The sequence below is a fragment of the Sphingomonas sp. BE138 genome (assembly GCF_031456125.1).
Classification (GTDB): domain Bacteria; phylum Pseudomonadota; class Alphaproteobacteria; order Sphingomonadales; family Sphingomonadaceae; genus Sphingomonas.
The window spans coordinates 14,160-34,275 of the sequence record NZ_JAVDUC010000008.1; the positions used below are offsets into that span (position 1 = coordinate 14,160).

Below are 20,116 nucleotides of genomic sequence, written 5' to 3' on the forward strand. Positions count from 1 at the left end.
AACCAAGCGCGGGCTCCGGGGCACGTGCTTCGACAGGCTCAGCACGAACGGGCCGGGGGAAGCGAACGGGGTTGGAGACGCGGCGAGCTTACTGACCGAAGGAGCCCGCGCGGTACAGCAGGGTGATCGCGACGCGGCGGTTGCGGGGGTCCTGCGGGTTGTCGGCGATCATCGGCTCGCGGTCCGCCACGCCCTCGATGCGGTTGAAGCGCGCCTCGGGGATGCCGCCCAGCGCCAGACGGCGGCGGGTCGATTCGGCACGGCCCGACGACAGCATCCAGTTGTTCATCGCACGCGGATCGCCGAACGGCAGGCTGTCGGTATAGCCGCGGATCATGATCGGGTTCGGCGTCTCGCGGATTCCCTGCGCGACCAGCCCGATCAGCGCCGAGGCATCGGTGGCGAGCGCGGTCGTCCCCAGCGCGAACATCGAATAATCGGCGTCGTCGACCAGGTCGATGCGCATCCCGTCGGAGGTCATCGAGAAGCGGATGTGCTTGGCCAGCTTCGCCAGCTCGCGGTTGGCCGCGATCTTCTGCATCACCTGCTGGCGCAGCTTGGCGAAGTTCTTCGCATCCTCCTTGGCGATCTGCGACGAGCTGCGCAGCGACCCCTTGGTCCCGAAACCCTTCATCTCGCCGACCGGGTCGGTGGTGACCAGCGCCAGCGCGTGCAGGTCCGACGTGCCCGCCTTGGGCCCGATCTTCTCCTTGGAGGTCAGCGACTCGCCACCGAACATGCCGTTGCCGCCGATCCCGACGCGCTTCTTGTCGATCAGCGTCGGCGCGAAATAATCGGCGATGCCCTTGCGCTGCTTCTCGGTGGTCGCGCCGAGCAGCCACAGCAGGAGGAAGAACGCCATCATCGCGGTCACGAAATCGGCATAGGCGACCTTCCACGCGCCGCCGTGGTGCCCCCCGGCGACCATCGTGATCTTCTTGACGATGACGATCTTGGGCGGCTCGTTCTTGCCGTGCGGTGCCTTGGCCATTTCACTTGGTTCCTTCGGAACAGCGGCACCGGCCCGCTCCCCCACCCGACCGCCCACGATCGTACCCTGATTGGGCGGTCGGGTGGGGGAGCGGGCCGGTGCCGATCATCGGCGTGAGCCGATCGAACATCATTTGCCGCGCAGGCCGTCGAACACCTCGGCGAAGCCGGGCTGGTTCTTGTGGTCGATCCCCGAACGCGCCGCCTCGATCACCAGCGGTTGCGGGTGACCATGGAGCGAGGCGATGATGATCTGCTTGACCACGTGGTAGATCGCCGCGTCGGCCTCCACGACCTGCTTCAGCCGGCCGGCGAACGGATTGACGATGCCATAGGCGAGCAGCACGCCCATGAAGGTGCCGACCAGCGCCGAGCCGATCATGCCGCCGAGCACCGAGGGCGGCTTGTCGATCGAGCCCATCGTCTTCACGATGCCGAGCACCGCCGCGACGATGCCGAGCGCGGGGAGCGAATCGGCGAGGCTCTGGAGCGTGTGCTCGGGGCCCTCCACCTCGTGGTGGTGGGTCTTGATCGCATTCTCCATCACTTCCTCGACCGCATGGACGTCGAGCGTGCCCGAGGAGACGACCACCAGCCGCAGCGTGTCGGCGATCAGGTTGACGAGCGTATGGTCCTTCAGCAGCCTGGGATATTCGGCGAACACCGCCGAGGACTTCGGGTCCTCGACATGCGGCTCGAGCGCGATCGGCCCTTCCATCCGCAGCATCTTCATCAGCTTGCTGACGAGGAAGATGACGTCGAGATAATCCTGCTTCTTGTACTTCGGCCCCTTGAAGACCTTGCCGAGGCCGCCGCCGAGCGCCTTCAGCTCCTTGCCCGAATTGCCGATGACCAGCGCGCCGACCGCGGCGCCGCCGATGATGAGCATTTCGTGCGGGATCGCCTCGAAGACGGGCTCGAGGTTGCCGCCGGTGATGGCGAAACCGCCGAACACCATGCCGAGGAGGATGACGAGGCCGATGGCCGGGAACATGGCACTTTTCCCCAAATGCTGGCGGGATGATTCTTCGGGGGAGTGGTTAACCCGGCAGCGGTGGAGAAGTGGTTACCGGGGAGGGCGTTATGTGCGGTTTACCGGTCGCGAGGTGGTGTGGCCTACCAACCCGTTTCTCCTGCGCTTGGGCGGTCGGTCGACTGACGCGCCATATCGGCTGGGATCGACCGACGTTTAGGTAAGCGACCCAAGATCGCTCCCGCCGTCATTCCCGCGCAGGCGTGAATCCAGACACGCTTTGCCCGCTCATAGAGCCGCAACGGCGGAGGTTCTGGATCCCCGCCTGCGCGGGGATGACGAAACCGCCGTGGAAGGTGAATATCGAGCGGTCCTGGAAACGGATCAGCGCAGGTAGCTGAAGAGCGACAGCTGCGACAGTTTCGAGAAGCTCGATTGCGTCGCGTTGAGGATCGTCATCGTCTTGGCGAATTCCGCCGCCACCGCGGTCATGTCGGTGTCCTCCAGCGACGAGCGCAGCTCCTCGCGGTCGGCCGAGACATTCTCCTGCAACGTCTGTTGCAGGTCGACGCGTGCGGCGCGCGCACCGACCGACGCCTGGACGATCGACACCTGATCGGTGGCGGCGTTGACCTTGTCGAGCATGTTACGCGCCGACTCGCCGGTGGCGTCGCCCTGTTGCAGCGCGGTGGCGAGCTGGGTGAGGATTTGGAGCGTGTCGCCGGCCGGGCCCTGGAAGATCCGTGCCGCGGTCTCGGTCGGCTGGATCGACATGTTGTCGGCGATCGGCACCTCCGACAACGACGGCGCGGTGTTGTAGGTGAAGGTGCCGTCGTCCTTCCTGGTGATGGCGGCCTCGCCGGTCGCGCTGCCGAACAGCGCGCGGCCGTTCGAATCGTTGACGTTGCCGAGCCCCATCAGCGTATCGACGACCGCCTTCAGCTCGTCGCCGATCACCTTGCGGTCCTGGACGCTGAGCGACCCGTTGCCGGCGCGTACCGTCAGTTCGGTCGCGCGCTGCATCTGCTCGGTGATCGAGTTCAGCGTCGTATCGGCCTGCGACAGCAGCGACGACGACATGTTCATGTTCGAGGTATAGGCCTCGGCATCGATGCTCTTGCGCTGGAACTCGGCGAGCTGCTGCCCGACCGCGACGTTCTCGGACGGCGAGGTGAACTTCTTGCCGGTCGCCAGCTGGGTCTGGAGCTTGACCGCGTTCGACATCAGCGATCCCATCCGCGCCGCGGACCGATCGAACATGAGGCTGCTGGAGATCTGCATCGCGCGTTACCTGATCTCGAGGATCGACTGGAAGGTTTCCTTGGCGACCTGGATGACGCGGCTGGACGCCTGATACGCCTGCTGGAACTTCAGCAGGTCGACCGCCTCGTTATCCAGGTTCACGCCGGTCAGCTCGGAGCGCGTGGTGATCGCGCCGTCGCGGATCGTGGTCTGCGCATCGGCGACCAGCCGCCGCTGCTTGAGCGTGGCGGCATTGTCGGTGACCAGCGACTGGACGCGACCCTCGAACCCGACGCTGCTGCGCTTGGCGCCGAGCGCGGCGAGGTTCGAGGCGTCGCGCGTGCCCTTGTCGCGCCCCGCCGCGGCGATCCCGTCGCCGCTGGCCAGCGCGACGGTGAACACGGTCGGGTCGGTGGCGCTGGCGGTGAAGAAATCCTTGCCGTCGTCGCCCTTCAGATCGTCGCCGGCGGCCTGTTGCGCGTTCACCGTCTCGACCAGATCCGTGGCGATGCGGCCGAGCGCGTCGCGGTTCGACGCGATGCGCTGCGCCCCCTCGACCATGCCAGCGAGCGTGCCGCCGTCGGGATCGAACAGGGTCGGCGCGCCGGTCGGCGGACGGACGGCGAGTGCGACATTGTTGCCGGTGCGGCCGTACGCGACTTCGCTGGCGTCGCGCGGATCGACGAGCACCGGGCCGTTGGGGCCGGTAGCGCGCACGGTCGCGCGGCCGACGTCGTCGATCTTCACGTCGATGTCGGTCAGCGCGCTCATCTGCTGGAGCAGGTCGTCGCGCTGGTCGAGCAGCCCGGCCATCGCCGAGGTGCCGGGCGCGGTGCGCACCAGCCCCTGGTTGACCTTCAGCACCGCCTGGTTGAGCCGCGTCAGCTCGGCGGCGGCCTGCCCGGCCTGCCCGTCGAGCTCGGCGGCGGCATCGTCGAGCGCGCGCGCGGTGACGCCGAACGCGTCGGCGACCGAGGTGCCCGCGCTGAGCATTCCCGCACGCAGCGCGGTGGAGGTCGGATCGGCCTGAAGCGCGGTGCCCGCGGCGAAGAAGGCGGTCATGCGCGACGACAGCCCGCCGCTGGCGAGCGCGGTTTCGACCCGCTCCAGCCAGACCGACCCCGCCTCGGTCCGCGACAGGTCCGACGAAGCGGTCCGCAGCGACTGGTCGGCATAGGCATTGCCGGAGCGCAGGATGTTGAACGCCGACGCGCCCATGCCGTTCGGCGAGGAGGTATTATAGCCGGTGCCGCCGCTGATCTCGCGGATGCTGGGGGTGCGCCGCACGTAGGACGCGTTGCCGGCATTGGCGATGTTCTCCGACGTCGTCGTCAGCGCCGTCTGATACGTGCGCACGCCCGAAGCGCCAATGGAGAGCAGGTCAGCCATGCCGACAGGGTGGCACGATTCGGGTTAAGATCGGGTTTATGCCCCCGCCTGCCCGTTTGCGGCGAGGAAGGGCCGGGCCCGTCGAAGCCTCGTGTCGAAGGGCACGCGCCACCACGGCGGCTTCGAGACGGGTCAGGGTTTCGCGCCGGGGGCCGTCCCCGCATCCCCCAGCGCCGGTTGCGCCTGCGCCAGGAACTTGCTCATCGCCGCACCGATGCCCAGCGGGTGGTGTTCGGCCATGTTCTGGACGACCTTCTGGTCGCTCATGTCGCGGAACGTCTCCATCGCCTTGCTGTCGATCAGCGGGTCGGCGAGCTTTGCGGCGCGCATCGACTTCAGCATCATGCCGGTGAAGACAGATTCGAACTGCTGCGCGGCCTTGTCGAGGTTCTGCTTCGTGGCCTGGCGCGACAGGCCGGTGTCGAGCCCGGTCTGGCCGGTGATGCTGCCGTTGATCGCGTCGGTCATCACAGCACCACCAGCTCGGCCTTGAGCGCGCCGGCTTCCTTCAGCGCCTCCAGGATCGCGACGAGGTCGGCCGGGGACGCGCCGATCGCGTTCACCGCCTTCACCACGTCGGCCAGCTTCGGGCCGGGCGAGAGCAGGAACATCGGCTTCTTCTCCTCGGTGACCTGGACGTTGGAGCGGTTCTCCAGCGCGGTCTGGCCGCCGCTGAGCGGGGCGGGCTGGCTGACGCGCTGGCTCTCGTCGATGCGCACCGTCAGCTTGCCGTGCGTCACCGCCGCCGCGCCGAGCCGGACCGCGGAGTTGATGACGACGGTGCCGGTGCGGGCGTTGACGATCACCCTGGCGGGCGGCTCCGCCGAATCGACGCTGAGATTCTCGATCTCGCTCATCAGCATCGCGCGGACGTCGGCGCCGACCGGCGCGCGCACCGCCACCGAGACCGCATCGGTCGCCTGCGCGGTGCCGAAGCCGAGCTTGCGGTTGATCGCCGCCGCGACGTTCTGCGCGGTGGTGAAGTCGGCGCGCGCGAGGTTGTAGGTGAGGAACGGCGTGTCGGCGAAGCCGGTCGCGACCGCGCGCTCCACCGTGGCCCCTTCGGGGATGCGGCCCGTGGAGGGGATGTTGACGACGATCTTCGACCCGTCCGCGCCCTCCGCGCCGAGCCCGCCGACCGCGAGATTGCCCTGCGCCATCGCATAGACCTGCCCGTCCGCGCCCAGGAGCGGGGTGAGCACCAGCGCGCCGCCGCGGAGCGACTTGGCCTTGCCCATCGAGGCGACGGTGATGTCGATCTTCTGCCCGGGCTTGGCGAAGGGCGGCAGGTCGGCGGTGATGAGCACGACCGCGGCGTTCTTCAGCCCCGGGTTGGCGCCGGCGGGCAGCTGCAGCCCGAAGCGCGAGGCGACCGCCTTCACCGACTGCACCGTATATTCGAGATTGTCGTCGCCGGTGCCCGGCAACCCGACGACCACACCGTAACCGGTCAGCTGGTTCGAGCGGATGCCCTGGAAACCGCCGAGATCCTTGATCCGGTCGGCGTGGGCGGGAAACGACACCAGCAGCGCGATCAGCGCGATGAACAGCGTGCGCAGCATCAGAACGGGCTCACCACCTGGAAGAAGCGGGACAGCCAGCCCTGGCGGCTGGCGCGGGCGACGTCGCCCTTGCCGGTATAGGCGATCTGCGCGTCGGCGACGCGCGTCGAGGGCACGCGATTGTCGCGGTCGACGTCGGCGAACCGGACGATGCCCTTGATCTGCACGAATTCGTCGCCGCGGTTCAGCGTCACGCGCTTCTGCCCGCGCACCAGCATCGTGCCGTTGGGATAGACCTCCGCGACCGTCACCGAGACCTCGCCGGAAAGCGAATTGGCCTGGTCGGCGCTGCCGGTGCCGTTGAAGCCGCGCCGCCCGTCCATCCCGACGTCGCTGGGGCTCAGCAAGCCGCCCAGCGGACCGGAGGTAGGCGGCGTGAGCCCGAACGATCCCTTCGAATCGATCTTCGACGCCGACGACTTGGAGGCGGCGGTGCGCTCGACCAGCACGATCGTCAGCGGATCGCCGACGCGGCGCGCGCGCCACCCCTCGTACAGCGCGGCATAGCCGTCCGAGGCCTGGAAGATCGATCCGTTCGCGACCGGGGCGGTCGGCACCGGGGCCAGCGGCTCGACCCGCGCGGCGCTGAAATCCTCGGCCGGCTTCTTCTTGAGCAGCTTGCCGAACACGCTGGCGTGCGCGGGGGCGGGCACCAGCGCGACCGCGGCGGCGGCACCGAGCATGCCGCCCACGAGCATGCGAATTCGGCGAAGGGAAGAGGCAGTCGTCATGATCCGCGTCATGACAGATTTTGGTTAACGTATTTCAGCATGTCGTCGGTGGCGGAGATCATCTTCGAATTGACCTCGTACGCGCGCTGCGTCTCGATCATGTCGACGAGTTCCTCGACGACGTTCACATTGCTCGCCTCCAGCGTGCCCTGCCGCACGCGCCCGCGCCCGTCCTCGCCGGGCACGCCCATGTTGGCCGCGCCGCTCGACGCGGTCTCGAGCAGGAAATTGTCGCCGTTCGATTCGAGCCCGGCGGCATTGGGGAAGCTGGCCACCTGGATCTGCCCCAGGTTCTGCCCCTCCGCCTGCCCCGGCACGGTGGCGGTGACGGTGCCGTCCATGCCGATCGTGATCTGCGTCGCATTCTGCGGCACGGTGATGCCCGGCATCACCTGATACCCCTGGCTGGTGATCAGCAATCCTTCGGGCGAGCGCGAGAAATTGCCGGCGCGGGTGTAGCCGAGCTGCCCGCCGGGCATCTGCACCTGGAAATAGCCGTTGCCGTCGAGCGCGAGGTCGAGGCTGTTGCCGGTCTGGTTCATCGATCCTTGCGTCTCGGTGCGCGACGTACCCTGCACGCGCACGCCGGTGCCGAGGTTCAGCCCGGTGGCATATTGCGTCTCACCGGTCGACTGCGCGCCCGGCGCGGTCACGACCTGATACGACAGCGTCTCGAACGCGGCGCGGTCGCGCTTGAAGCCGGTGGTGGCGACGTTGGCGAGGTTGTTCGAGATGACGCGCATCCGGGTGTCCTGGGCGTCCAGTCCGGTGCGCGCGATGTGCATGGCGGCGGTGGTCATCGGTCAGGTCCTTCCTCAACCCGGCAGGCGCATCACCGATGCGCTCGATTCGTCCATGGAGCGGGCCTCCTTCAACAGGTTGGCCTGCACTTCGTAGCTGCGCTGGTTCTCGATCATGTCGACCAGCGCCTGGGTCATGTTGACGTTGGAGCCTTCCAGCGCGCCGCTGGTGACCCCGGCGTCGAGATCGGCGGGCATCGCGCCGCCGCCGCGCACGCGCATCAAATTGTCGAGCCCCTTCACGGCATCGCTGCCCTTGCTGGAGACGACCTTCAGCCGGTCGACGACGGTGGTCTGCCCGGTCTTGTCGCCCTGCGGCACGATCGAGATCGAGCCGTCGCTGCCAATCGAGATCGAATCGTACGGCGGGATCGTGATCGGGCCGCCCTGCCCCATGACGATGAAGCCATCGCCGGTCTGGAGCGCGCCCGAGGCGGCGACCGTCAGGTCGCCGCGACGCGTGTACGCCTCCGACCCGTCCGAGGCCTGCACCGCCAGCCATTTGTCGGCATCGCCCAGCGCGACGTCGAGCGGGCGCCCGGTCTGCTGGATGACGCCCGGCGCGCGATCGGCGTCGCGCACCTCCTCCGAGGTCGGCTGGCGCGCCGACAGTTGCGACGATCCGTCGGACAGGATGATCCGCTCGAACACCACCCGGTCGGCGCGAAAGCCGGTGGTGGAGGCGTTCGCCATGTTGTTGGCGATCGCGGCCTGCGACTGCATGTGCGCGCGCAGGCCGGTCGCCGCGGTATAGACCAGCTTGTCCACTTACATCCTCTCCGACGGACCGACGGCTCAGCTTAGGCGCGGATGTTGAAGATCGACTGCGACACCTGCGTCGCGGTATCGAGCGCCTTCGAGTTCGCCTGGAAGTTGCGCTGCGCCGCGATCAGGTTGACCAGCTCTTCGGTGATGTCGACGTTCGAGCCTTCGAGCTGGCCCGACTTCAGGCTGCCGAAACCCTCCGCGGCGGCGAAGCCGAGCGTCGCCTTCCCCGAGATACCGGTCGCCTGCCAATAGTTGCTGCCCGCCTGGCGCAGCCCGGTCGGCGCGGAGAACTTCGCGATCGCCACCTTGCCGAGCGGCACGATGTCCGAGTTGGAATAGCTGGCCTTGATGATGCCGGCGTCGTCGACGGTGATGCCGACCAGCTGGCCGACCGCGACACCGTCCTGCACGCGGTTGCTGACCGCCGCCGCCGCCGCGGTCTGCGTCGAGCCGGTCAGGTCGAGCTTGATGCCCTGCGCCGCGGCGCCCGACACCGGGATGAAGTCCTCGAACGTGATCGACGTCGGGGCCACCAGCGCGCCCTTGGTATCATAGGTCTGCGTGACCGGGCCCGGCTGCGTCCCGCCCTTCGGAGTCAGCATCTGGTCGCCGACGAAGGTGAAGACCTGCCACGTTCCCGTGTTCGGCGGCGTACCCGCGGGTTCGCCTTCCTTGGTGCGGACGTAATAGCTGGTCATCGTCATCGGATTGCCGTTCGCGTCGTAGATGCGCGTCGCGACCGAGTTGTTGTAGGTCGAGGTGTCGGTGCGCTTGAAGGCGGCGGGATCCTTGACCGTCGCGGTCGACGGGATCTGCACCTTGGTGGCGACGTTCTTGGTCGCCGAGGGCGAGCCGCTGGTCGGCTGGATCTGCAGGTTGGTCAGCGACTTGTCGCCGGTCGCGGTGACGTTGCCGTCGTTGTCGACCGGATAGACCATCAGGTAGCTGCCCTGCGCGTCGATCACGTTGCGGCTGTCGTCGACGGTGAAGGCGCCGGTGCGGGTGTAGTTGACCTGGTCCGACAGGCCGGTCGACTTCACGACGAAGAAGCCTTCGCCCAGGATCTGCATGTCGAGCGCGCTCTTGGTCTGGTTCGACGAACCGTCCGAGAATTGCTGCACCGTGCCCTTCACCGACACGCCCGAGCCGACCATCTTGCGCGGATCGGTCGACACGTTCGACGAGATGACGTCGGCGAACGCGGTGCGGCTCTTCTTGAACCCGTTGGTGGAGACGTTGGCCAGGTTGTGGCTGATGACCGACATGTCGGTCTGCATGGCCTGAAGGCCCGAAAGCGAGGTGAAGAAGGACATGGGGTGTGCTCCTGGGGGTAATCGGGTGAAAGGGGTGGATCAGGCGACCTTGCGGACCGCGGCGGGATCGACCTTGCCGAGGCCGGTGACGTTGAGGACCGGCTCGCCGCCGGCGACCAGGCTGACGGTCTCGACCGGCGCCCAGACGAGCGGCTTGGCCTCGACGATCGTGCTGCCGTTCGCGGCTTCGACGGTGACGGTGTAGGGGCCGTTCTCGACCTTGTTGCCGGCGGCGTCCTTGCCGTCCCACGTGAAGTCGACGGTGCCGGCGTCCTGTTTGCCGAGCTGGATGTTCTTGACCGCCATCCCGTTTTTGTCGGTGATCGTGACGTCGACGTCGCTGGCCGAATTGGCCAGCTCCACCCCGCCCATGATGCCGCCGGCGGTCCGCTCGTACGCGGTCTTGCCCTCGGTCAGGACGGTGCGCCCCACGAAGCTCATCGCATCGCCGGCGGTGGTGGTGCCGAGCCGGCTGGCGATCCCGGCCAGCGTGCTGCTCATCTCGCTGATCCCGGCGACCTGCGAGAAGGTCGCCATCTGCGCGACCATCTGCGTATTGTCCTGCGGGTTGAACGGATCCTGATATTGCAGCTGCGCGGTCATCAGGCGCACGAAGTCCTTCTGCCCCAGCGACGACTGGCCGGTGGTGGCGGTGGCGTTCGTCTTCGGCTTGGCCTGCGCGAGGCCGGCGGCGGCGTAGATCGCGTCCTGCGCGGCCTTGTCGGTAGCGGAGATGGCGGTGGTCATGGTCAGCGGCCCATCTTGAGGGTGTCGAGGATCAGCGTCTTGGCGGTCTGCATGACCTCGACGTTGTTCTGGTAGCTGCGCGCGGTCTCCATCATGTCGACCAGCTCGCGCGATTCATCGACCGCCGCGTCGAAGACGTTGCCGTCCTTGTCGGCCAGCGGATGGTTCGGATCGTAGCGCTTGGTCGGCTTCTCGCCGGCGGTGACGATCTGCTGCACGTCGACGGTCGACAGGCCCGACGCCTGGTCGAAGCTGGTGCGGAACACCGGCTTCATCGTCTTGTAGGCGCCCTCCTCGGTACCGGCCACGCCGCCGGCGTTGGCAAGGTTCGAGGCGGTGGTGTTCATGCGCGTCAGCTGCGCCGACATCGCGCGCCCGGCGACCTGGAAGATCGACATCGACGGGTTCGACATGCCTTATTCTCCCTTCAGCGCGCGGGTGATCTGGCCGATGCGCCCGTTCAGGAACGCCAGCGTGCTCTGATACTGGACGGCGTTCTCGGCGAAGGCGGTCTGCTCGGTGGACAGTTCGACGGTGTTGCCGTCCATCGACGGGTTGGTGGGGACGCGGTATTTCAGCGCGTCTCCGATGCCGCCGCCCGGCTGCCCCTCGACCGCGTTCAGCGCGGCCTTGAAGTCGATGTCGCGCGCCTTGAAGTTGGGCGTCGACGCATTGGCGATGTTCGACGCCAGCACGCCCATGCGCTGGGCACGCACCTCCAGCGCGGCGGCGTGAACTCCGAACAATCCATCGGCCATCGGGCCCAACTCCTTGCAGTGCACGACAGGTGCACGAGGCTAGTCAGCAAAGGGCGTGCCAAATGCCCGCAAGGGCCGCACGGCCCGCCGTTCGCCGGTGAAGCGGCAAGGGTTTGCCGGTTGCCGGCAATCGCGGTTGCCGCCCGGGCGCGTGCCGCTGCCGCCACACAGCGCGCGAGTCACTTGGCCCGCCGCTTGCAAACCGGGTGGGCATGACCCCCACGTTGTTCTTCGACCCCGTCGCGCTGGCGATCGTGCTGGGCGGCACGTTGCTGGCGACGGCGCTGCGCACCCCGCTGCGCGATCTCGGCTGCGCGCTGCTGGCGCTGCGTGCGCTGCCGCGCCGCCGCTTCCGCGCGGAAAGCCGGCTGGAGCAGATCGTCGCGCTCGCCCGCATCGCGCAGCGCCACGGCGTCCACGCGCTCGACCGCAGCGTGATCCGCGATGCCGACATCGCCGCGGCAATCGCGCTGATCGTCGACGGCGCGCACGCGCCCGCGGTGGTCGCCGCGCTGGACACCGCGCGCCGCCAGCGCGCCGAACGCCACCGGCTGACCATCGAATGCTGGACCGCGATGGCGGAGACCGCGCCCGCGATGGGAATGGTCGGCACGCTGATCGGCCTCGTCGCGATGTTCACGCGGATGAGCGATCCGCAGGCGATCGGCGCGGCGATGGCGGTGGCACTGCTGGCGACGCTGTATGGCGCGCTGCTCGCCAATTTGGTCGCGATGCCGATCGCGGCGCGGCTGCGCACCGCGGCACGCGCCGAACTGATCGAACGCGAGCGGCTGGTCGCGCCGCTTGCCGAGCTTGCCGAGCGCGAGGCGCCGCGCGCGCGCCCTGTGCGGCTGCATGAGCCGGAGGCGCCGGTCGCACCGGTCGAACAGGACGAGGCGGCATGAGCGCCGACCGGACGAGCGACGGGGCGCTGCTGGACGTGGCGCCGGGGCGGCCGCTGTGGCTGGTGACGCTGGCCGACCTCGCGCTGCTGCTGGTCGGGTTCTTCGTGCTGCTCCAGGCCAATCAGACGCTGTCGCCGCGCGAGCTGGCGCGCGGGATCGCGCAAGGGTTCGGGGTGGAACCCGCGCCCGCCGCGATGCCGGTCGCCAGCCACGGCGTCGCGGATTTCGCCCCCGGCTCGGCCGCGCTGCCGCAGCGCCCCGACGCGCTCCTCGGCTGGGCGAAGGGCGAGCTGCGCGATCCGCGCGTGCGGCTGACCGTCACCGGCGGCACCGACGGGAGCGCGCAGGACGTCGACCCCGCCTCGCACAGTGCCACGGTCCTCGCCGCCGACCGAGCGCGCGCGGTCGCCGCCGCGCTGGTCGCCGCCGGCGTGCCGGACGCGCGGCTGCTGCTGTCCACCACCCCGGCGCGCGGGCCGCGCGCGGTGGTCGTCACGCTCGCCTTCGCCGGCGAAACCCCGAACAAAGGAACCGCCCGATGATCGCCCTGCTCGCCGCCGCCGCGCTCAGTTTCCAGGATACCGCCGCGCTCGACCGCGCGGTCGCCGCCTTTACCGCGCGCCCGATCGGCAGCGAGGGCGGCGCGCGCGCGCCGGTCGACCCGCGGCTGCGGCTCGCGACCTGTTCGATGGTCGCGCTGTCCTGGCGCACCGATGCGCATGACGCGGTCGTCGTCGCCTGCGCCGAGCCGGCATGGCGGGTGTTCGTCCCCGTCATCGCAGCCCCACGCGCCGCCACCGCCGCCCCCGCGGTGGTGCGCGCCGGCGCGGTCGCGCCGGTGCCGCGTGCCGAGCCGGTGATCCGGCGCGGCGATCCCGTGACGATCGAGGCGGGCTCCGACGGCTTTTCGATCACGCGCGAGGGCGTGGCGATGGCGGATGCCGCACCCGGCGGCCGGGTGATGATCCGCGTCGCCGATGCGGTGCGCCCGGTGCAGGCGGTGGCGGTCGACGCGGGCCGCGCGACCCTGCCGGGTTGGCCGGAATAAAAAAGTGCTAAAGCCGCACCTCATTTGGTCGTTTCTGCCGGTGTCAGCGGAAACCCACAGGTGTGGACATGGTGGAATCATTAGGATCAGCGACGGCGCGGGCGGGGTTATCCTCCGTCTCGACCGTCCAGCGGACGACGAAGGCCGCAGCCGTCGCGGACGCGGCGCCGGTCGCAAAGGCGGCGGGCCCGGATGCGACGCAGGCGCCCGGCGCGATGGCGAGCGCGATGGCGTCCGCCCCACCGGTCAACGCCGACCGCGTGCAGCAGATCAAGACCGCGCTCGCCAACGGTACCTTCCCGCTGTCGCCCTCCACGATCGCGGACCAGTTCATCGCGCTTCGCTACGATTGGATGTCACAGAATGAACCGGCGTGATGCCCTGGTCCGCGTCATCGACATGCTCCATGCCGAGATCGCGGCGCTGAAGAGCAACGACATGAACGCGCTGGAGCGCGCCACGTCGAACAAGCTGCGTGCGATCGAGGAATTGCAGCAGCTGGGCGACGGCCCGGCCACGCCGGAGCTGCGCGGGCTGGTCGAGGAGGCGGACCGGCTCAACGACACCTGCCGGATCTATGTGAACCTGATGGCGGCAAATGTTCGCCGCCGCCTGCAACTTCTTTCCGGTCAGGGCGGCAACGCCTATGGCCGCGGACCGGCCGCCGCCTACGCCTGACCGGCATCACCGCTGACACCGACACGCCCCGGCCCCACCGCCGGGGCGTTGTGATTCCGGGGTTTCGCCCGCCCATCCCCCTTCGTCATTCCCGCGGAGGCGGGAATCCAGACGCGCAGGTCTTCGCGAGAGCCGCACAGGTCAGAGGTTCTGGATCCCCGCCTGCGCGGGGATGACGGGTGAAAGCGGGCATAACGGACAGAGTGGCACGCGCCTTGCTTCATTGCCGGGCATGACGGTTTCCGCGATCACCTCTGCTACCCAGCGCGTCACGTCCGCGATCCAGCGCGCGGCGCAGCGCACCGGCGTCGACTTCGATTACCTGATGGGTCAGGCGCGGCTGGAGAGCGGGCTGAACGCCAATGCGCGCTCGGGCACCTCCTCGGCGACCGGGCTGTACCAGTTCCTCGACCAGAGCTGGCTGGCGGTCGTCAAGCAGCACGGCGGCGAGCATGGGCTCGGCTGGGCGGCGGACAGCATCCAGAAGTCGGGCGGGCGTTACGTGGTGAGCGGCGGCAACCGCGAGGCGATCCTCGGCTTGCGCAACAACCCCGAGATCTCCGCGCTGATGGCCGCCGAGCATGCCAGCGACAACAAGGGCGCGATCGAAGCGGTCACGGGGCGCGAGGCGACCGGTACCGACCTGTACATGGCGCACTTCCTGGGCATCGGCGGCGCGCGCACCTTCCTGTCGGCGATGCAGAGCAATCCGGATCGCAGCGCCGCCGCCGTCTTCCCCTCCGCCGCCCGCGCGAACCGCAGCGTCTTCTACGAGCGCGACGGCTCGGCGCGGTCGCTGTCCGAGGTCTATCAGCGCTTCGCCGACAAGCTGGGCAACAATTCGGACGCCGCCGCCACCGCCAAGGCGAACAACCAATGGCAGTTCGCCGCGCAGGCGCTGGCGATGGGCGAGGATGCCACCGTCGTCACCGGCACCGGGCAGAGCGCGACCGACGCGCTCGACTGGGCCAGGTCGGCCTTGAACGCGCGCGGCACGGGCGGCAGCCTGCTGCGACCGTCGCCCGATAATGCGCGGCTCGCCTATATGATGCTCGCCGGGCTGGGGCGCTAAAAGATGAAGATCCTCGCCGCCGCGCGCCAGGGTGCGCTCCCCGCCGCGATCCTGCTGCTCGTCGTCCTGATGGTCGTGCCGATCCCGGCCTTCATGCTCGACGTGTTCTTCATCATGAACATCACGATCAGCCTGGCGGTGCTGATGGTCGCGCTGAACGCCGAAAAGCCGCTCGACTTCTCGTCGTTCCCGACCGTGCTGCTGTTCGCGACGCTGTTCCGGCTCGGCCTGAACGTCGCCTCGACGCGCATCGTGCTGGTCCACGGCCACACCGGATCGGCGGCGGCGGGGCATGTCATTGAGGCGTTCGGATCGTTCGTGATCGGCGGCGACTATGTCGTCGGCCTGTTCGTCTTCGCGATCATCGTCATCATCAACCTGATCGTCGTCACCAAGGGCGCGGGCCGCGTGTCCGAAGTGTCGGCGCGCTTCACGCTCGACGCGCTGCCCGGCAAGCAGATGGCGATCGACGCCGACCTGAACGCGGGCCTGATCACGCCGGACGAGGCCAAGAAGCGCCGCGTCGATGTGGCGACCGAGGCCGAATTCTACGGCTCGATGGACGGTTCGTCGAAGTTCGTGAAGGGCGACGCGGTCGCCGGCCTGCTGATCCTGGCCGCGAACATCGTCGGCGGCCTCATCCTCGGCCCGGTCAGCCATTCGCTGACGATCGCCAAGGCCGCGCAGACCTATACGATGCTCGCGATCGGCGACGCGCTGGTCGCGCAGGTGCCGGCGCTGCTGCTGTCGATCGCCGCCGCCGCCATCGTCACCCGCGTGAAGTCCGAAAAGGACCTGGCCGGCCAGATCGGCAGCCAGTTCGGCTCGGCGCGCACCTGGACCCCGGTCGCGGTGATCCTGGTGCTGCTGGGCGTGCTGCCGGGGATGCCGCACTTCGTCATCCTGCCGCTGGCCGGTGCCGCCGGGTTCGCGGCGTGGAAGCTGCACCAGATCGCCAAGCGCCCCGCCTTCGTCGAGCCGCCCGCCCCGGTCGAGGCGCCCGATCCCTCCAAGATCGGCTGGGACGAAGTGTCGGAGACGATGCTGGTCAACCTCGACATCGGCTATGGCCTGGTGCCGCTGGTCGACGAGCGTCGCGGCGCGCCGCTGATGGGCCGCATCACCGGCGTGCGCCGCCAGCTGTCGAAGGAGCTCGGCTTCGTCGTCCCGCAGGTGCGAGTCCGCGACGACATCAACCTGCCGCCCTACACCTATCGCGTGATGCTGGGCGGCGTGTGCGTCGGCGAGGATCAGGTGTCGCCCGACGAGATGCTGGCGCTCGACACCGGCCAGGGCTTCGGCGAGCTGATCGGCAAGAAGGCCAAGGACCCGACCTTCGGGCTCGACGCGACCTGGATCTCGCCGGGCGACGCCGATGTCGCGACCGGCCAGGGCTATCTGGTGGTCGATTCGGGTACCGTGATCGCCACGCACCTGAACCATGCGCTGGGCGCCAATGCCGGCGACCTGCTGGGCGCCGACGAGGTGCAGTCGCTGCTGGACGAACTGAAGGAGCGCGCGCCGCAACTGGTCGCCGCACTGGCCCCGCTGCCGCTCACCTCCTTGGCGACCGTCCTGAAGGGGCTGTTGGCCGAAGGCATCCAGCTGCGCGAATTCCGTCGCATCGCCGCCGCGATCTCGATCGCCGCGCAGCGCACCGGCGATCCGGGCGAGATCATCGAGCTGATCCGCCCCGAGCTCGGCTCGCTCATCATCGCCAAGCTGGCGGGCGTGCGCGAACCGCTGCGCGTGATGACGCTGGAGGGCGGGCTGGAGCAATTGCTCGGCCAAGCCGCGCGGCAGGATCCCGGCCGCCACGTCATCGAACCCGAACTCGGCCGTCGCATCGTCGACGCGCTGCAAGCCGCGGCGCAGCCGCTGATCGCGGAAGCCCGGCCGTTCGCGCTGGTCGTCCAGCCCGCGATCCGCGTCGCCGTCCGCAAACTCGTCCGCACCGTTCTACCGGATACGCCCGTCATGAGCTTCTTCGAAGTCCCAGAGGACAAGGCCGTCGAGGTCGTCGCGATCATCGGCGGCCAGCCGCAGCAGCAGGCGCTGGCGGCATGAGCGCCGAGCCGATGCCGCAGGCGTTCGCCGCCGCGCAGCCCGTCTCCGCGGGGCTCGACGGCGCGCCGCTCACCTACCGGCCGCGCCCGCGCGCGCGCGACGAGAATGCGCTGGTGCGCGAGCACCTCCCGCTCGTCCGGCGGCTGGCGTGGCACGTCCACGGCAGCGTCTCGACCGCGATCGAGGTCGAGGACCTGGTGCAGGTCGGGCTGGTCGCGCTGGTCGAGGCGGTCGCCGCGTTCGAGGATCGCGGGCAGGTGACGCTGAAGCAATATCTGGTCACGCGCCTGCGCGGCGCGATGATCGACGAGCTGCGCCGCCACGCCGCGATGACGCGCGGTGCGATCCGCCGGAAGCGCGAATATGCGCGCGCGGTCAACCAGCTGAGCCACGCCTATGGCCGCGCGCCGACCGAGCGCGAACTGGCCGAGCGGCTGGAGGTGACGCCGGAGAAGCTGCGCACCGAATATGCCGCCGCCGACGCGGTGAAGTACGAATCGATCGACGAGGTCTATGCCGACGACCAGCCATGGTTCGCCAGCAACGAGCCCGACGCCTTCGCGCAGCTTTCCGAGGCGCAGACCCGCGACCGGCTGATCGCCGCGATCTCCGGCTTGCCCGAGCGCGAGCAGCTGGTGATCCAATTGTATCACGTCGAGGAGCTGAACCTGGAGGAGATCGGCCAGGTGCTGAACATCGGCGCGGCGCGCGTCTGCCAGATCAAGAGCGCGGCGCATGCGAAGTTGAAGAAGGCGATGGCGCACCGCTGACACCGCGCGCCATCGTCCGGCTTCCGACCGGCCCGGCTGTTCGCAGCCGGGCCGGTTTTTTTCGTGCCCGGGGCGCGCGGTGGCGCGTTGGAGCGGCTCGAGCAGAGGAGAGCGATGCGATGACCGAGCCCCGCAGCCACCCCGCGCTGAGCGAAAACCAGCGCGATCCCGACGCCGGCGCCGAGCCCGACGACCTGCCCGCGGGCGAGCCGGAGGACAACCCGGACGACCTGACGGTCGCGGGGGAGGAATAGCGGGCATATCTGGGCTCGCGGTCACACCCTTGATCCGTTCGTGCCGAGCCTGTCGAAGCGCGTGCTCCTAGCCGGCTTACCTCAAGGCGCGCGCCCCGGAACACGTGCTTCGACAAGCTCAGCACGAATGGAGATGGCGTGGCTGCGCCAGGCTGGCCTCGTGGCTGCCAATGGTTGCGACCAGCGCTGTCGCCCCTGCGCAGGCGGGCCCATGTCTACCGCGTCGCGCACCGACGCCGCACAAATGCCGACAGATCTGTACCGAGGTTTGGTCAGGACGACACAGCGATGAACCCCTGCCTGCGCAGGGGCGACGGCGTGTGGAAACAACGATCCCGCCGCCGCGCGCGCAAACGAAAACCCCCGCCAGCCTGCGGCTGACGGGGGTCTTCTTGTCCGGCACCGGCCCCGCTCTGATCGGGGGCGAGAGGCCGGTGGTCGGCTGCCGGACTTAGCCGAGCAGCTTCATCACGCCCTGCTGCGACTGGTTGGCCTGCGCCAGCATCGCGGTCGAGGCCTGGCCGAGGATCTGCGCCTTGGCGAGCGCGGTGGTCTCGGTCGAGAAGTCGGCGTCCTCGATACGGCTCTTGGCGTCCGACAGGTTGGTCGCGGTGGTGGTCAGGTTGTTGACCGTCGATTCCAGCCGGTTCTGCGCCGCACCCATCGTGCCGCGAGCAGCCGAGATCTTGTCGAGCGCCGTGTCGATGACTCCCATCGCGGCCGACGCACCGGTCTGCGAAGCGATCGAGATCGCCGAAGTGCTGCCCGCCGTCAGGCCGGCTTTCGCGGCACCCGCGCCGGCCACCGTAATGCCGACACCGTTTTGGGCTTCAAGCGTCACCTGGCCACGCGCGATCGCGGCGGTCGCCGGAGCGGTGGTGATGTCCAGCGCCTCGTTCTGCTTTTCACCGACCTTAGCATTCGACAGCAGGCTGTCGGTGTTGGTGATCGAGATGTTGCTGCCGTCCTTGCTCGTCAGCACCAGCTTGTTGTTGCTGTCGGTGCTCGCGACGATGTTGCTGCCTGAACCAAGTGTCGTGTTGATCTTAGCCGCAAGCGAATTTGCATCCTTTTCGGCCGCCGTCATGACGATGTCAGTGGTGCCAATGACGAATTTCTTGCCGGTTTCAAGCGTACCAACGTCGACGGTCATCTTGTTCTTGGCAGTCGCAACAACGTTTGACGTGGCGGTGGTTGCATTTACTGCATCCGCAATAGCTTTAGCATCCTTTGCGAGGGTGGTGGTGACAATACCTTGACCGTTGATCGTGATCGGCTCAGCGTTTGCGGCGGCGAAAGCGGAGTCGTTGACCGTGCCCCCCTTCGATTGCGCGGCCAAGCCCAGCGTTGAAGCGCGAGTGTCAGTCAGGGCCATCGAGATCGTCTGATCAGCGTTGATGCCGGTCTGCAACTTGACATTGTCCGCGCTGCCGTCGAGCAGGTTGACGCCGTTGAACGAGGTCGTCTTGGCGACGTTGTTGATCTCGGCGGTGAGCTGGGTCATTTCCGACTGGAGCGCGGTGCGGTCCGAGTCCTTCAGCGTACCGTTGGCCGACTGGGTGGCCAGTTCCTTCATGCGGGTCAGCATGTTGGTGACTTCGCCCATCGCGCCTTCGGCGGTCTGCGCCAGGCTGATGCCGTCGTTGGCGTTGCGGACGGCCATCGCCATGCTCTTCGTCTGGCTCGCCATGCGGTTGGCGATCGCCAGGCCGGCGGCGTCGTCCTTGGCCGAGTTGATGCGCTTGCCGGTCGACAGGCGCTCCATCGAGGTCGACAGCGCCTTGCTCGCCATCGTCGAGGCATTGGTGGCGCGCATCGCCGAGGTGTTGGTGTTGATCACGGTCATGGGAATGTCTCCATCTACCGGCCCGTCCCGCCGCCCCCGAATGAGCAGGTGGCCGTGCCGTCACCGCATCAAACGGCTGCCCGCGCCGGACCTTTAGCGCTTTTTCGCAAGCCCTTTTTCGACAGGCCCCACCCGCCCCCCGTCCCATACGTGCACATGCCCACGGGCGCGGGGACGCGCGCGCGGGCCACGCACGTGCCCCC

At 68.5% G+C, this 20,116-nt stretch carries 22 protein-coding genes and 2 pseudogenes; 9 read left to right on the forward strand and 15 right to left on the reverse strand.

Annotation, left to right across the window (positions count from 1 at the left end):
- Positions 1-88: 88 nt before the first annotated feature.
- The 13 genes from J2Y58_RS11485 to J2Y58_RS11545 form a co-directional block, all read right to left on the reverse strand.
- Positions 89-991: a flagellar motor protein MotB gene (locus J2Y58_RS11485; RefSeq protein ID WP_310103130.1), complete on the reverse strand. Its 903-nt coding sequence runs from the start codon at positions 989-991 to the stop codon at positions 89-91.
- A gap of 129 nt (positions 992-1,120) precedes the next feature.
- The gene (gene motA, locus J2Y58_RS11490; protein ID WP_310103133.1) at positions 1,121-1,984 is read right to left on the reverse strand and encodes a flagellar motor stator protein MotA; all 864 of its coding nucleotides are present in this window, start codon (positions 1,982-1,984) and stop codon (positions 1,121-1,123) included.
- 363 nt (positions 1,985-2,347) lie between these two features.
- On the reverse strand, positions 2,348-3,244 hold the full coding sequence (locus J2Y58_RS11495) for a flagellin (protein ID WP_310103134.1): 897 nt from the start codon (positions 3,242-3,244) through the stop codon (positions 2,348-2,350).
- Between the two features lie 6 nt (positions 3,245-3,250).
- Complete coding sequence (flgK, locus tag J2Y58_RS11500) at positions 3,251-4,594, reverse strand: flagellar hook-associated protein FlgK (protein WP_310103137.1); 1,344 nt, start codon at positions 4,592-4,594, stop codon at positions 3,251-3,253.
- A 132-nt stretch (positions 4,595-4,726) separates the two neighbouring features.
- Positions 4,727-5,062: a rod-binding protein gene (locus tag J2Y58_RS11505; protein ID WP_310103139.1), complete on the reverse strand. Its 336-nt coding sequence runs from the start codon at positions 5,060-5,062 to the stop codon at positions 4,727-4,729.
- Entirely contained in the window at positions 5,062-6,156 is a 1,095-nt protein-coding gene (locus tag J2Y58_RS11510; RefSeq protein ID WP_310103141.1) for a flagellar basal body P-ring protein FlgI, read from the reverse strand. The genes J2Y58_RS11505 and J2Y58_RS11510 overlap by 1 nt, the downstream gene beginning before the upstream one ends.
- Positions 6,156-6,854, reverse strand: a complete 699-nt coding sequence (locus J2Y58_RS11515; RefSeq protein ID WP_310103144.1) for a flagellar basal body L-ring protein FlgH — start codon at positions 6,852-6,854, stop codon at positions 6,156-6,158. Before J2Y58_RS11515 ends, J2Y58_RS11510 begins: the two co-directional genes overlap by 1 nt.
- 41 nt (positions 6,855-6,895) lie before the next feature.
- Positions 6,896-7,687, reverse strand: a complete 792-nt coding sequence (flgG, locus tag J2Y58_RS11520) for a flagellar basal-body rod protein FlgG (protein WP_310103147.1) — start codon at positions 7,685-7,687, stop codon at positions 6,896-6,898.
- A 15-nt stretch (positions 7,688-7,702) separates the two neighbouring features.
- A complete protein-coding gene (locus J2Y58_RS11525; protein WP_310103151.1) occupies positions 7,703-8,455 on the reverse strand; it encodes a flagellar basal body rod protein FlgF in 753 nt (250 codons plus the stop codon).
- 32 nt (positions 8,456-8,487) lie between these two features.
- Complete coding sequence (locus J2Y58_RS11530; RefSeq protein ID WP_310103153.1) at positions 8,488-9,768, reverse strand: flagellar hook protein FlgE; 1,281 nt, start codon at positions 9,766-9,768, stop codon at positions 8,488-8,490.
- A gap of 39 nt (positions 9,769-9,807) precedes the next feature.
- Positions 9,808-10,515 carry a flagellar hook assembly protein FlgD gene (locus J2Y58_RS11535; RefSeq protein WP_310103156.1) on the reverse strand — a complete coding sequence of 236 codons (708 nt, stop codon included), beginning with the start codon at positions 10,513-10,515 and terminating at the stop codon, positions 9,808-9,810.
- Positions 10,516-10,517: 2 nt separating this feature from the next.
- Complete coding sequence (flgC, locus tag J2Y58_RS11540; RefSeq protein ID WP_310103161.1) at positions 10,518-10,928, reverse strand: flagellar basal body rod protein FlgC; 411 nt, start codon at positions 10,926-10,928, stop codon at positions 10,518-10,520.
- A gap of 3 nt (positions 10,929-10,931) precedes the next feature.
- Positions 10,932-11,273 carry a flagellar basal body protein gene (locus J2Y58_RS11545; protein WP_310103163.1) on the reverse strand — a complete coding sequence of 114 codons (342 nt, stop codon included), beginning with the start codon at positions 11,271-11,273 and terminating at the stop codon, positions 10,932-10,934.
- Between the two features lie 212 nt (positions 11,274-11,485).
- Here J2Y58_RS11545 and J2Y58_RS11550 point away from each other — a divergent pair, with 212 nt between their 5' ends.
- The 9 genes from J2Y58_RS11550 to J2Y58_RS11590 all read left to right on the forward strand — a co-directional run bounded on the left by J2Y58_RS11550 (position 11,486) and on the right by J2Y58_RS11590 (position 18,067).
- Entirely contained in the window at positions 11,486-12,178 is a 693-nt protein-coding gene (locus tag J2Y58_RS11550; RefSeq protein ID WP_310103165.1) for a MotA/TolQ/ExbB proton channel family protein, read from the forward strand.
- Positions 12,175-12,720 carry an OmpA family protein gene (locus tag J2Y58_RS11555; protein ID WP_310103167.1) on the forward strand — a complete coding sequence of 182 codons (546 nt, stop codon included), beginning with the start codon at positions 12,175-12,177 and terminating at the stop codon, positions 12,718-12,720. The genes J2Y58_RS11550 and J2Y58_RS11555 overlap by 4 nt, the downstream gene beginning before the upstream one ends.
- Positions 12,717-13,226 carry a flagella basal body P-ring formation protein FlgA gene (locus tag J2Y58_RS11560; RefSeq protein WP_310103169.1) on the forward strand — a complete coding sequence of 170 codons (510 nt, stop codon included), beginning with the start codon at positions 12,717-12,719 and terminating at the stop codon, positions 13,224-13,226. Before J2Y58_RS11555 ends, J2Y58_RS11560 begins: the two co-directional genes overlap by 4 nt.
- A gap of 68 nt (positions 13,227-13,294) precedes the next feature.
- A complete protein-coding gene (gene flgM, locus J2Y58_RS11565) occupies positions 13,295-13,603 on the forward strand; it encodes a flagellar biosynthesis anti-sigma factor FlgM (protein WP_310103174.1) in 309 nt (102 codons plus the stop codon).
- A complete protein-coding gene (locus J2Y58_RS11570) occupies positions 13,590-13,904 on the forward strand; it encodes a flagellar protein FlgN (protein WP_310103177.1) in 315 nt (104 codons plus the stop codon). Before flgM ends, J2Y58_RS11570 begins: the two co-directional genes overlap by 14 nt.
- 232 nt (positions 13,905-14,136) lie before the next feature.
- The gene (locus tag J2Y58_RS11575) at positions 14,137-14,976 is read left to right on the forward strand and encodes a transglycosylase SLT domain-containing protein (RefSeq protein WP_310103179.1); all 840 of its coding nucleotides are present in this window, start codon (positions 14,137-14,139) and stop codon (positions 14,974-14,976) included.
- 3 nt (positions 14,977-14,979) lie between these two features.
- Entirely contained in the window at positions 14,980-17,043 is a 2,064-nt protein-coding gene (flhA, locus tag J2Y58_RS11580) for a flagellar biosynthesis protein FlhA (protein WP_310103181.1), read from the forward strand.
- Positions 17,040-17,813, forward strand: coding sequence for a FliA/WhiG family RNA polymerase sigma factor (locus J2Y58_RS11585; RefSeq protein ID WP_310103184.1), 774 nt, complete (start codon positions 17,040-17,042; stop codon positions 17,811-17,813). Before flhA ends, J2Y58_RS11585 begins: the two co-directional genes overlap by 4 nt.
- A gap of 119 nt (positions 17,814-17,932) precedes the next feature.
- Positions 17,933-18,067 carry a hypothetical protein gene (locus tag J2Y58_RS11590; protein ID WP_310103187.1) on the forward strand — a complete coding sequence of 45 codons (135 nt, stop codon included), beginning with the start codon at positions 17,933-17,935 and terminating at the stop codon, positions 18,065-18,067.
- Positions 18,068-18,518: 451 nt separating this feature from the next.
- On the opposite strand, the pseudogene J2Y58_RS11595 reads toward J2Y58_RS11590, so the two are convergent.
- Both J2Y58_RS11595 and J2Y58_RS11600 read right to left on the reverse strand, forming a co-directional pair.
- Positions 18,519-18,779: pseudogene (locus tag J2Y58_RS11595) on the reverse strand (flagellin); the annotation flags it as partial.
- 726 nt (positions 18,780-19,505) lie between these two features.
- Positions 19,506-19,913, reverse strand: a pseudogene (locus J2Y58_RS11600) (flagellin protein FlaA); the annotation flags it as partial.
- Between the last annotated feature and the right edge of the window lie 203 nt (positions 19,914-20,116).

Excerpts from the sequence above, each read along its gene's own strand:
- J2Y58_RS11485 (WP_310103130.1), bottom strand. The coding sequence starts at position 991 with ATGGCCAAGGCACCGCACGGCAAGAACGAGCCGCCCAAGATCGTCATC.
- motA (WP_310103133.1), bottom strand. The coding sequence starts at position 1,984 with ATGTTCCCGGCCATCGGCCTCGTCATCCTCCTCGGCATGGTGTTCGGC.
- J2Y58_RS11495 (WP_310103134.1), bottom strand. The coding sequence starts at position 3,244 with ATGCAGATCTCCAGCAGCCTCATGTTCGATCGGTCCGCGGCGCGGATG.
- flgK (WP_310103137.1), bottom strand. The coding sequence starts at position 4,594 with ATGGCTGACCTGCTCTCCATTGGCGCTTCGGGCGTGCGCACGTATCAG.
- J2Y58_RS11505 (WP_310103139.1), bottom strand. The coding sequence starts at position 5,062 with ATGACCGACGCGATCAACGGCAGCATCACCGGCCAGACCGGGCTCGAC.
- J2Y58_RS11510 (WP_310103141.1), bottom strand. The coding sequence starts at position 6,156 with ATGCTGCGCACGCTGTTCATCGCGCTGATCGCGCTGCTGGTGTCGTTT.
- J2Y58_RS11515 (WP_310103144.1), bottom strand. The coding sequence starts at position 6,854 with ATGCTCGTGGGCGGCATGCTCGGTGCCGCCGCCGCGGTCGCGCTGGTG.
- flgG (WP_310103147.1), bottom strand. The coding sequence starts at position 7,687 with ATGACCACCGCCGCCATGCACATCGCGCGCACCGGACTGGACGCCCAG.
- J2Y58_RS11530 (WP_310103153.1), bottom strand. The coding sequence starts at position 9,768 with ATGTCCTTCTTCACCTCGCTTTCGGGCCTTCAGGCCATGCAGACCGAC.
- J2Y58_RS11535 (WP_310103156.1), bottom strand. The coding sequence starts at position 10,515 with ATGACCACCGCCATCTCCGCTACCGACAAGGCCGCGCAGGACGCGATC.
- flgC (WP_310103161.1), bottom strand. The coding sequence starts at position 10,928 with ATGTCGAACCCGTCGATGTCGATCTTCCAGGTCGCCGGGCGCGCGATG.
- J2Y58_RS11545 (WP_310103163.1), bottom strand. The coding sequence starts at position 11,273 with ATGGCCGATGGATTGTTCGGAGTTCACGCCGCCGCGCTGGAGGTGCGT.
- J2Y58_RS11550 (WP_310103165.1), top strand. The coding sequence starts at position 11,486 with ATGACCCCCACGTTGTTCTTCGACCCCGTCGCGCTGGCGATCGTGCTG.
- J2Y58_RS11555 (WP_310103167.1), top strand. The coding sequence starts at position 12,175 with ATGAGCGCCGACCGGACGAGCGACGGGGCGCTGCTGGACGTGGCGCCG.
- J2Y58_RS11560 (WP_310103169.1), top strand. The coding sequence starts at position 12,717 with ATGATCGCCCTGCTCGCCGCCGCCGCGCTCAGTTTCCAGGATACCGCC.
- flgM (WP_310103174.1), top strand. The coding sequence starts at position 13,295 with ATGGTGGAATCATTAGGATCAGCGACGGCGCGGGCGGGGTTATCCTCC.
- J2Y58_RS11570 (WP_310103177.1), top strand. The coding sequence starts at position 13,590 with ATGAACCGGCGTGATGCCCTGGTCCGCGTCATCGACATGCTCCATGCC.
- J2Y58_RS11575 (WP_310103179.1), top strand. The coding sequence starts at position 14,137 with ATGACGGTTTCCGCGATCACCTCTGCTACCCAGCGCGTCACGTCCGCG.
- flhA (WP_310103181.1), top strand. The coding sequence starts at position 14,980 with ATGAAGATCCTCGCCGCCGCGCGCCAGGGTGCGCTCCCCGCCGCGATC.
- J2Y58_RS11585 (WP_310103184.1), top strand. The coding sequence starts at position 17,040 with ATGAGCGCCGAGCCGATGCCGCAGGCGTTCGCCGCCGCGCAGCCCGTC.
- J2Y58_RS11590 (WP_310103187.1), top strand. The coding sequence starts at position 17,933 with ATGACCGAGCCCCGCAGCCACCCCGCGCTGAGCGAAAACCAGCGCGAT.